The 9,030-nt window shown below is 72.7% G+C and carries 10 protein-coding genes; 6 read left to right on the plus strand and 4 right to left on the minus strand.

What is annotated here, in order from left to right; genetic code table 11:
• Window positions 1–53 precede the first annotated feature (53 nt).
• The 3 genes from ABGB05_RS34465 (at window position 54) to ABGB05_RS34475 (ending at window position 2,714) form a co-directional block, all read left to right on the plus strand.
• Entirely contained in the window at window positions 54–797 is a 744-nt protein-coding gene (locus tag ABGB05_RS34465; protein ID WP_347658165.1) for a response regulator transcription factor, read from the plus strand.
• Window positions 790–1,812, plus strand: a complete 1,023-nt coding sequence (locus ABGB05_RS34470) for an ATP-binding protein (protein WP_347658166.1) — start codon at window positions 790–792, stop codon at window positions 1,810–1,812. Before ABGB05_RS34465 ends, ABGB05_RS34470 begins: the two co-directional genes overlap by 8 nt.
• A gap of 182 nt (window positions 1,813–1,994) precedes the next feature.
• Window positions 1,995–2,714, plus strand: a complete 720-nt coding sequence (locus ABGB05_RS34475; protein WP_347658167.1) for a hypothetical protein — start codon at window positions 1,995–1,997, stop codon at window positions 2,712–2,714.
• Window positions 2,715–2,725: 11 nt separating this feature from the next.
• Here the strand turns inward: ABGB05_RS34475 and ABGB05_RS34480 are convergent, their stop codons facing one another.
• Together ABGB05_RS34480 and ABGB05_RS34485 are read right to left on the minus strand one after the other, a co-directional pair.
• Entirely contained in the window at window positions 2,726–3,382 is a 657-nt protein-coding gene (locus tag ABGB05_RS34480; protein WP_347658168.1) for a response regulator transcription factor, read from the minus strand.
• On the minus strand, window positions 3,367–4,689 hold the full coding sequence (locus ABGB05_RS34485) for a sensor domain-containing protein (protein WP_347658169.1): 1,323 nt from the start codon (window positions 4,687–4,689) through the stop codon (window positions 3,367–3,369). The genes ABGB05_RS34480 and ABGB05_RS34485 overlap by 16 nt, the downstream gene beginning before the upstream one ends.
• Before the next feature lie 110 nt (window positions 4,690–4,799).
• On the opposite strand from ABGB05_RS34485, the gene ABGB05_RS34490 reads away from it, so the two are divergent.
• The 3 genes from ABGB05_RS34490 (at window position 4,800) to ABGB05_RS34500 (ending at window position 7,867) form a co-directional block, all read left to right on the plus strand.
• On the plus strand, window positions 4,800–5,714 hold the full coding sequence (locus ABGB05_RS34490) for an ATP-binding cassette domain-containing protein (protein ID WP_347658171.1): 915 nt from the start codon (window positions 4,800–4,802) through the stop codon (window positions 5,712–5,714).
• On the plus strand, window positions 5,711–7,228 hold the full coding sequence (locus tag ABGB05_RS34495; protein WP_347658172.1) for a hypothetical protein: 1,518 nt from the start codon (window positions 5,711–5,713) through the stop codon (window positions 7,226–7,228). The genes ABGB05_RS34490 and ABGB05_RS34495 overlap by 4 nt, the downstream gene beginning before the upstream one ends.
• Window positions 7,229–7,387: 159 nt before the next feature.
• On the plus strand, window positions 7,388–7,867 hold the full coding sequence (locus tag ABGB05_RS34500; RefSeq protein WP_347658173.1) for a hypothetical protein: 480 nt from the start codon (window positions 7,388–7,390) through the stop codon (window positions 7,865–7,867).
• A 330-nt stretch (window positions 7,868–8,197) separates the two neighbouring features.
• On the opposite strand, the gene ABGB05_RS34505 is transcribed toward ABGB05_RS34500, so the two are convergent.
• Window positions 8,198–8,401, minus strand: coding sequence for a DUF397 domain-containing protein (locus ABGB05_RS34505; protein ID WP_347658174.1), 204 nt, complete (start codon window positions 8,399–8,401; stop codon window positions 8,198–8,200).
• Window positions 8,394–9,030: DUF5753 domain-containing protein (locus tag ABGB05_RS34510; protein WP_347658175.1), on the minus strand; the 637-nt coding region annotated here is incomplete at its 5' end. The genes ABGB05_RS34510 and ABGB05_RS34505, both read right to left, overlap by 8 nt.

Genomic DNA, 9,030 nt, shown 5'->3' on the forward strand with positions numbered 1-9,030 from the left:
TCCGCAAGGTCTTCTCGTCGGGTGCTCCGTCGAGGCGTGGCTACGCTGGGCCGATGGTTGTGAGCAGCGGCGGCGGGGAGGGCGCGGTCACCGCCCGCCGAGCAGGACAGCGGGTACTCGTGGTCGACGACGACCGGACGGTCAGCGACGTGGTCTGCCGTTACCTGGATCACGCCGGCTACCAGGTGAGCCACGTCGGGGACGGGCTCGCTGCACTGACGGCCGCCACCCGGCAGGCTCCCGACCTCGTCGTGCTCGACCTGATGCTGCCCGGCCTGAGCGGCCTGGAGGTCTGTCGTGAGCTGCGGGCCCGACCGGACGGGGTCCCGATCATCATGTTGACCGCCCTCGGTGACGAGGCCGACCGGATCCTCGGCCTGCAACTTGGCGCCGACGACTACCTGACCAAGCCGTTCTCCCCCCGAGAACTGGTGCTGCGGGTCGGCTCGGTGCTCCGGCGCTCCGCCGGCGCGCGGGCCGCCGACCAGCCGGAGGTGCTGCGCGACGGCGGTCTGGTGGTGCGGACCGGCCCCCGGACGGCACACCTGGACGGAGTGGAGCTGGCCCTGACGCTCAGGGAGTTCGACCTGCTCACCTACCTGATGCGGCATCCCTCCCGGGTGTTCAGCCGGGCCGAGCTGCTGGACCGGGTCTGGGGCTGGAGCTTCGGCGACCAGTCCACGGTGACGGTGCACGTACGGCGGCTTCGGGAGAAGATCGAGGCGGATCCGGCCGCCCCACGGCGGATCGTGACCGCCTGGGGCGTCGGGTACCGGTACGAGCCGACCGATGCGTGACCTGGCGCTGATCTTCGCCCTCGCCCTCGGTGCCGCCCTCGTGGTGGGCCTGGTCGGCGCGCTGCTGTTGCGACTGCTCCGGCACAGCTCGATCACGGTGCACCTCTGCGTACTGCTCACGGTGACCGTGGTCGCGGTCGCCGTCGGGGTGGGCACGGTCGCCGAGGCGATGTTCCTCTCCCCGCACGACCTGGAGGTCGTGCTGATCACCGTCGCGGCGGCCGCGACCGTCAGCCTCGCGATCGGGTGGTGGTTCGGGCGGCGACTGGCCACCGCGGCGGTCTGGGCGGACCAGGCCCGGGAGCGGGAACGGCGGCTGGAGAAGGGCCGCCGGGATCTTGTCGCCTGGGTCTCCCACGACCTGCGGACGCCGCTGGCCGGACTGCGGGCGATGGCGGAGGCGCTGGAGGACGGGATCGTCGACACGCCGGAGACGGTCGGTGAGTACCACCGGCGGATCCGGACCGAGACGGATCGGATGGCGCGGCTCGTCGACGACCTGTTCGAGCTCTCCCGGATCAACGCCGGGGCGCTCCAGCTCTCGTTGACCGCGGTCCCGCTCGGGGAGATCGTTTCGGACGCCCTGGCCAGCACCGCGCCGCTGGCTGCCGTACGGCGGATCCGGCTGGTGGCCGCCGAGTCGGGCTGGCCGACGGTGGCGGCCAGCGAGCCGGAGTTGGCCCGGGTGGTCGCGAATCTGCTGCTGAACGCGGTCCGGTACACCCCGGAGGACGGTACGGTCCGGATCGAGGCGGGTCGGGAGCACGACCGGGCCTGGCTCGCCGTCTCCGACACCTGTGGCGGGATCCCCGACGCCGACCTGCCCCGACTCTTCGAGGTGGCGTTCCGGGGCGAGCCGGCGCGTACGCCGCGACAGGCCAACGGTGGCGCCGGCGCTTCGGGCGGTCTCGGCCTGGCCATCGTGCACGGCTTGGTCGAGGCGCACGGCGGTCGGGTCGACGTGCAGAACACCGCCGACGGCTGCCGGTTCGTCGTCCAGTTGTCGGCGGCCTGATCCCGTCGCCCGGTCCGGCTCCGCCGGTTTCGTCCGGTTGGGCGGCCGAGCTGGAGCGCCGGGTCCGCGCTGTCCGGACCCGACTGCCCCGGCGCCACGACGATCCTCTTGGCTGGCGGAGGGCTGGTGCATACACTCGCCGGGTGATTTCGCCTGGACATCCCGTGCCGGACCGACCACCGGTGGTTCGTCCGATCTGGTCGCTTCCCGGCCCGGCGCTCGGCGCACTGCTCGCCGCAGGGCTGCTCACCGTGCCCGTCGGGCCGCTGGGCGACGCGTACCGACGTGACCTCGGACTGACCACCGCCGCCTTCGTACTGACCTTCGTCGTACCGTACGTGCTGGCAACGGCGGCCCTGGTCGTGCCCGGTCACCTGCTCGGCCGGCGGTGGCCCACCGCGACCGCGGCGCCGGCGCTGGTGCTCATGCTCCTCGGGAGCGTGGTGAACATGATCGCGCCGGCGTCGGTGGTGGTGGCGATGGGGCGGCTGTTGCTCGGGCTGGGCGCCGGCACCCTGGTCGGTGTTGCCTTCGCGCTCTCCGGCCAGTTGGGCCGTGGGCGGTCCCCGGCCCGGCTGGTGCTCGGCCTTGCACTCGGTGCCGCGCTCCTGGTCGGACCCGTGGTGAGCGGTGCGCTGACCACGGCGCTGAGTTGGCGGACGGCAGCCCTGGTCGACGTGCTGGTGGCCGGGATGGCGCTGGTCCTCACCGTGCTGGGCGGTATCGTCACCTGGATCGTCTCGGCGTCCCGGCCGGGCCCGCCGGCCGCCGTGCCGCCGACAACGCCACTGCCCCGCGAACCGCTGGCGGGCGAGGCGCCGCCCGCCGGGCCCCTCACCAGCGAACGACTGCCCGCGGAGCCGCTGCCCGGTGAGCCGAGGCCCGGCGGCCCGGCCAGCTGACGGCCGGTTGGTCACGGTTCGGTGCGGCGCAGGTACGCCAGCACGGCGAGTACCCGACGGTTCGTGTCGTCGGTCGGCGGGAGGTCGAGTTTGGCGAGGATGTTGCCGACGTGTTTGCCGATCGCGGCCTCCGAGACGACCAACCTGCGGGCGATCGCGGCGTTGGAGTGGCCCTCCGCGATCAGCCCGAGCACCTGGAGTTCGCGGGCGGAGAGTTGGGCCAGCGGGTCACGGCGGCGGTGCAGCAGTTGGCGTACCACGTGCGGGTCGATGACGGTGCCGCCGGCGACGACATGGCGCAGCGCCTCGACGAAGTCCTCGATGTCGGCGATCCGGTCCTTCAGCAGGTAGCCGACCCGCCGGCCGCCGTCGGAGTTGAGCAGGTCGGCGGCGTAACTACGGGCCACGTACTGGCTGAGCGCGACGACGGCGAGCCCGGGGTGGTCGCGACGCAGGCGTACCGCCGCCCGCAGCCCCTCGTCGGTGTAGCCCGGTGGCATCCGGATGTCGGTGACCACCAGGTCCGGTCGGTGTTCGCCGACGGCGGCGACGAGCGCGTCGGCGTCGCCCACGGCGGCGACGACCGCGAAACCGAACCGGTCGAGCAGCCCGGCGAGCCCCTCCCGCAACAGCACGCCGTCCTCGGCGAGGACTACCCGGACGGGCACGGCAGCTCCACCCGCAGCACGGTCGGGCCGCCGCCCGGACTGGACAGCAGCAGCCGGCCGTCGACCACCGCGATCCGGTCCGCGAGGCCGGTCAGCCCGGTGCCGCGTGCCGGGTCCGCGCCACCCCGACCGTCGTCGGTCACCTCCACGGCGAGCACGCCGGCCCGTTCGTGTACGTCCACGGTGGCGCGGGTCGCCGTACTGTGTTTGGCGACGTTGGCGAGCGCCTCGGCGACCACGAAGTACGCGATGTCCTCCAGATGTCCCGGCGGCCGGTCCGGCAGGTCGGTGCGGACGGTGACCGGGACCGGGGCGCGGTCGGCGAGCTCGTCGAGCGCGGCCGGCAGCCCCCGGTCGGTCAGCAGTTGCGGGCGGATGCCGTGGATCAGCTCGCGCAACTCGGCCATGATCTGCTTGGCCTGTTCGTGCGCCCGGGCCAGGGCGGTCGCCGCCGGGGTGCCGGCCGGCAGGTCCAGCCGGGCCAGCCCGAGCTGGATGGTCAGGTTGACCAGGCGCTGCTGGGCCCCGTCGTGCAGGTCGCGTTCGATGCGCCGGCGTTCGGCCTCGAACGCGTCGACCAGCCGGGCCCGGGACCGGGCGACCTCCACCAGTTCGGCGCGGAGCAGGTCACCGGTGCTGTCGTCGAGCAGGGCCCGGGCCAGCGCGCCGTGCACACCGGCCGCCGCGGCCAGCAGGTACGGCACGGCCGGCAGCAGCAGCACGCCCGCCACCGCGTACGGCACCGCCTCGGCCACCGTGGACGCCTGGTCGACGCCCAGCGACACCGTGCCGTCGGCGACCAGCAGCGGGCTGGTGGCCATGACGCCGATCAGCAGCACGCCGGTGAGCGCCACCAGGTGGAGTACCGGCACGACGGTCACCAGCAGCGCCGCGTAGCCGAGGTCGCGCCAGGTCGCCGCGTCGGTGTAGCGGGTCCGTAGCCACGGCCACAGCCCGGGGGCGGGCGGCCGGCGGTGCCCGGACCGCAGCGGCCGGGTGTCGACCAGACGCAGCCGCCACCGTTCCAGGGCGGCCAGCGGCAGCGCCACCGCCGGGCCGAAGACCAGGACGAGCAGCGGCGCGAGGACCAGCAGGGCGGCGAGCGCGCCGAACGGCCGGTCGCCGTCGGCCAGCGCCGCCAGGACGACGAGCCAGGGCAGGGCGAGCAGGCCGAGCGGCACCCCGGCGGCGAGCGCGACCGGCGCGGTGCTCAGGACATATCCGGCGGAACGCCACGGCCAGCCGGACAGCAGGAAGCGACGCTGGGCGAGCGCCGCCAGCGCCGTCTGCGGAGGTGGACCGGGCACGCCCCTCACGGTAGCCGGGTGTGCCGGTCGAGCGGGTATGCCTAGCCATACCTCGAAGTCGGGGCCCAGTCGTAGTGCCCGGCACCGGGCCCCGGTGGTGTGCTGCGACGGTGAATACGAGACCCACGCTCGAACTCCTCGACATCCGCAAGGTGTACCGGGGCGGCAAGGTCGCCGTGGACGGACTGACCCTGCGGCTCGGTCCCGGCCTGCTGGGACTGCTCGGCCCCAACGGCGCCGGCAAGTCGTCCCTGATGCGGATCGCCGCCACGGTCACCCGGCCGACCCGGGGACACGTCCGGTACGCGGGCACCGACGTGGTCGCCCGACCCGACGCGCTCCGTGGGGTCCTCGGCTACCTGCCGCAGGACTTCGGGGTCTACCCCAACCTGACCGCACCCGAGTTCCTCTCCTACCTGGCGGCGGCCAAGGGCCTGTCGGCGCGATCCGCCCGGGGCCGGATCGGCGAACTGCTGGAGCTGGTCAACCTGACCTCGGCCGGCAGACGACCGCTCGGGAAGTACTCCGGCGGCATGCTCCGCCGGGTCGGCATCGCCCAGGCGCTGCTCGGCGACCCGGAGGTGCTGATCGTCGACGAGCCGACCGCCGGCCTCGACCCGGAGGAACGGGTCCGGTTCCGTAACCTGCTCAGCGACCTGGCGGCCGACCGGGTCGTGCTGCTCTCCACCCACATCGTCTCCGACGTGGAGTCGGTGGCGAGCGACATCGCGATCGTCGCCGGTGGCCGCCTGCTTCGTCGGGGCACCCCGGAGGAGCTGCTCCGGGACGTGGACGGCCAGGTCTGGGAGCTGACCGTCGACCCGGCGGAGACGGGCCGGCTCCAGGAACGGCACACGGTCAGCCGGATCGTGCGCGGCGCCACCGGCGTACGGGTGCGGCTGCTGGCGCCGGTGCCACCCGCGCCGGCCGCCCGGCCGGTCCCGCCGGACCTCGAGGACGCGTACCTCGCGGTGATCCGGGCCGCCGGCGCGCCCGTGCCGCAGACCACGGGCGGGTCGCGGTGATCGCCGGGCTGGCGCTCGCGGACTTCCGGGACCGGGTACGCCGCCCGGCGTACGCGGTGACCCTGCTCGCCGCCGTCGGCCTGGGGTACCTGGCCGCGCCCGCCGCCGACGCCCGTTGGGTGATCCTGGACCTGGCCGGCTACCGGGGCATCTACGACAGCGCCTACGTCGGTGCGGTGATCGCGCTCGCCGGCGCCCTCTGGCTCTCGATCTGCGGCTTCTACGTCGTACGGGGAGCGATTCAGCGGGACGAGCGGACCGGGGTCGGCCAGGTGCTGGCCGCCACCCCGGTCAGTCGCGCCGCCTACCTGCTGGGCAAGTTCACCAGCAACCTGCTGGTGTTCGCCTCGATGACCGGGGTGCTCGCTGTGACCGCCCTGGTGATGCAGTTGGCGCGCGGGGAGTCCCGGACGGTGGACCCGGTCGACCTGCTGGCGCCGTTTGTGCTCCTCACCCTGCCGGTGTTGGCGCTCACCGCGGCGGCCGCACTGCTCTTCGACGCGGTACGACCGCTGTCCGGCGGGCTCGGCAACGTCACCTGGTTTTTCGTCTGGATGGTGCTGGCGATCGTCAGTCAGGCGTCCGGTGCCCTGCTCGGCGGCCTCGGGATGGGGTACATCGCGGACTCGGCCCGCGCCGACCTGGCGGCCCGGGGCGTCGCGGTGTCCGGCGCCGAATTCGGCCTCGGTCTGATGAACGTCGAGCAGCCACTCCGGACGTTCGACTGGTCGGGCCTGGACCTGGGTGCCGGTCTGGTGACGGAACGACTCGGCATCGTCCTGGTCGCCCTCGCGGTGGCGGCGCTGCCAGCGTTGTGGTTCCACCGTTTCGACACCGCCCGGGCTACCGGGACACCGGCCCCGGCCGACGCCGTGCCGCCGTTCGCGCCGACGGTGGCCTACCCGGGGTTGCCGAGGACCGCGGTCCGGCGGGGCAGCCCGGCGGTCCGGCTCTTCGCCGGTGAACTGCGGATCCTCGTCCAGGGTGTCGGTCGCTGGTGGTGGTTCGGCACCGTGGTCCTGGTTGTCGTGGGGTTGGCGGCACCGCCCGCCATGGGGCTGCTGCTGGCCGGCATCTGGCCGGTGCTGGTCTGGTCGCGGCTGGGCACCCAGCCGGTGGAGAACAACACGTCGGGGCTGCTGGGCGCCTACCCGGCGGCACGCCGTCGGCTGCTGGCCGAGTGGGCGGCCGGGATCGCGATCGCCGCGCTGGTGGGAGCAGGTCCGACGGTCCGGATGCTGGTGACCGGCGACGCCGGGGGCCTGGTCGCCTGGGTCGCCGGTGCCGTGTTCATCGCCTCGCTGGCCCTCGCACTCGGCGTGGTCGGCCGGACCCAGCGGCTGTTCCAGGCTCTTTACGTGCCGCTGTGGTACCTGGTCGTGAACGACGCGGCGGCCCTGGACTACCTGGGTGTGATCCGGGGCGGCCCGGCACCGGGTCTGGTGGCCGGGGCGGGTGCGGTGCTGCTCACGGTGGCCGTCGTGGTGTCCGGGGTTCGGCACGCCCGACGGTGACGGCTCGGGACGGCGTGCCCCGGCGACAGATCACGTGTCCTGCCGACGGGCCGGGCGGAGCTCGGCGGCAGCCGCATCGGCGGGTATCGAGTTGATCAGAATCGCGGGGATCGGCTAACGTCACGGTCCGTGAACCGTCTTCGTGTCACCGTTACCGCAATGATCTGTGCCTCCCTGATAACCCTTTCCGCCTGTGGCGGGGAGGAGCCCGAGAACACCGCCGGCTCCACGCCGTCGACCTCCGCCGCCGCTCCCTCCGCGTCCGCGCCCGCCTCCTCGGCTCCGGCGTCGGCTCCGGCGGGCGCCGCCACCGGCGACAAGGAACTCTGCGAGTCCGTGAAAAAGGCCGGCGAGGAGATGATGGACGCCTTCGTCGCCGCCTTCACCTCCGGCAACGAGCCGGACTCGGCCGAGCTCAAGAAGGTCCTGACCGATCTGAGCAAGGAACTGGAGACGTTGGCCGCCTCCGGTGGGGCCGACAGCAAGGTCGTCGCCGCCCTCAAGGGGTTCGGGGCGGAGGCGTCGAAGGCCGCGTCGGCCGCCGACCCGATGACCGCCGCCGAGAACCCGGCCTTCGAGAAGGCCGGTTCGGAGATCACCGCCGCCTGCAAGACGGCCGGTGTCACGGTCAACTTCTGACGGCAACCCGCCGACGAGTCCAATTTCTGACGGCGCCGCCCGCGAGGGCGGCGCCGTCGCGTTTTCCCCGGTCGATCTGTTCGGCCGGCTCGCCGGGGCCAGCGGATGAACGGACCTCTCCTCCACCACCTCATTGATCGTCACTGCCTGACCCCCGAGTTGGCGCCACGTCTGGTTGATGGCCGGGCCTTATGGGGTGTGGCCAATTGGTCGCAGCCCCGAAGTCGACAGCGCGGGCTGGAAAGGCGGGGTTGGGCGTTGCGCCGCGGCGTGGAGGGAACGGCGGATGCCCCCGGCCGAAGGCCGGGGGCATCGGTTGGAGCGGGTCGTTCAGCGGGTGAGGGTGGCGGTCTTGACTCCGGCGACGAAGGCGGACCAGGCGTACGGCGAGAAGGCGAGGACCGGTCCGGTCTGGTCCTTGCTGTCGCGGACGGCGACGACGTCGGTCAGGTTGTCGGCGACCTCGACACACTCGCCGCCGTTGTCGCCGCTGCGGGTGCTCGTGCGCCACCGGGCGCCGGCCAGGTTAACCATGATGGACCTCCCCAACGATCTTTTCGATCATGTGCCTCGATTGTCCCTCACTCAAGGCCAGCCTGTTCAGCCCAGCCCAGACCGTTTCGTAGGCGGCCAGTTCGCTCGGTCGATCGAGGTAGAGTGCGCCGGTCAGGGACTCGCAGTAGATGATGGGCGGCTCCGGGGTGCTCCGGTTGCCGGCTGGGAAGTTGAGCATGACGAACGTGCCGGCGACCGCGCCGTAATGCAGGCCTGCGGACAGCGGCAGTACCCGGATCGAGATGTTGGGTAGGGTGCCCACCTCCGTCAGGTGGCGAAGCTGGTCGGCCATGACCGCGCGGCTGCCGACGATCCGCAGCAGGGCCGCCTCGTGGATGACAACCTCGAGCCTGGGCGCGGGTGGCAGCCGCCGGGTCAGCAGGGACTGCCGTTGCAGCCGAAGCTCAACCAGTCGTTCGCGCTCCTCGTAGCTCACCTCAATCCGATGATCGTAAACAGCTCGGGCGTAGTCGCTGGTCTGCAGTGAGGTGATCTCAGCAAGGATCCGGGGGCGGTTCGGGATGACACGGGCGTACCGTCCATAGCGGACAGCTTTTGATAAGGACGTGGAGCCATCGGTAGACAGGTTCTTGCGACGGAATCGGTCT

The sequence above is a fragment of the Plantactinospora sp. B5E13 genome (genome assembly GCF_039871775.1).
In the GTDB taxonomy this organism is placed as follows: Bacteria; Actinomycetota; Actinomycetes; order Mycobacteriales; family Micromonosporaceae; genus Plantactinospora.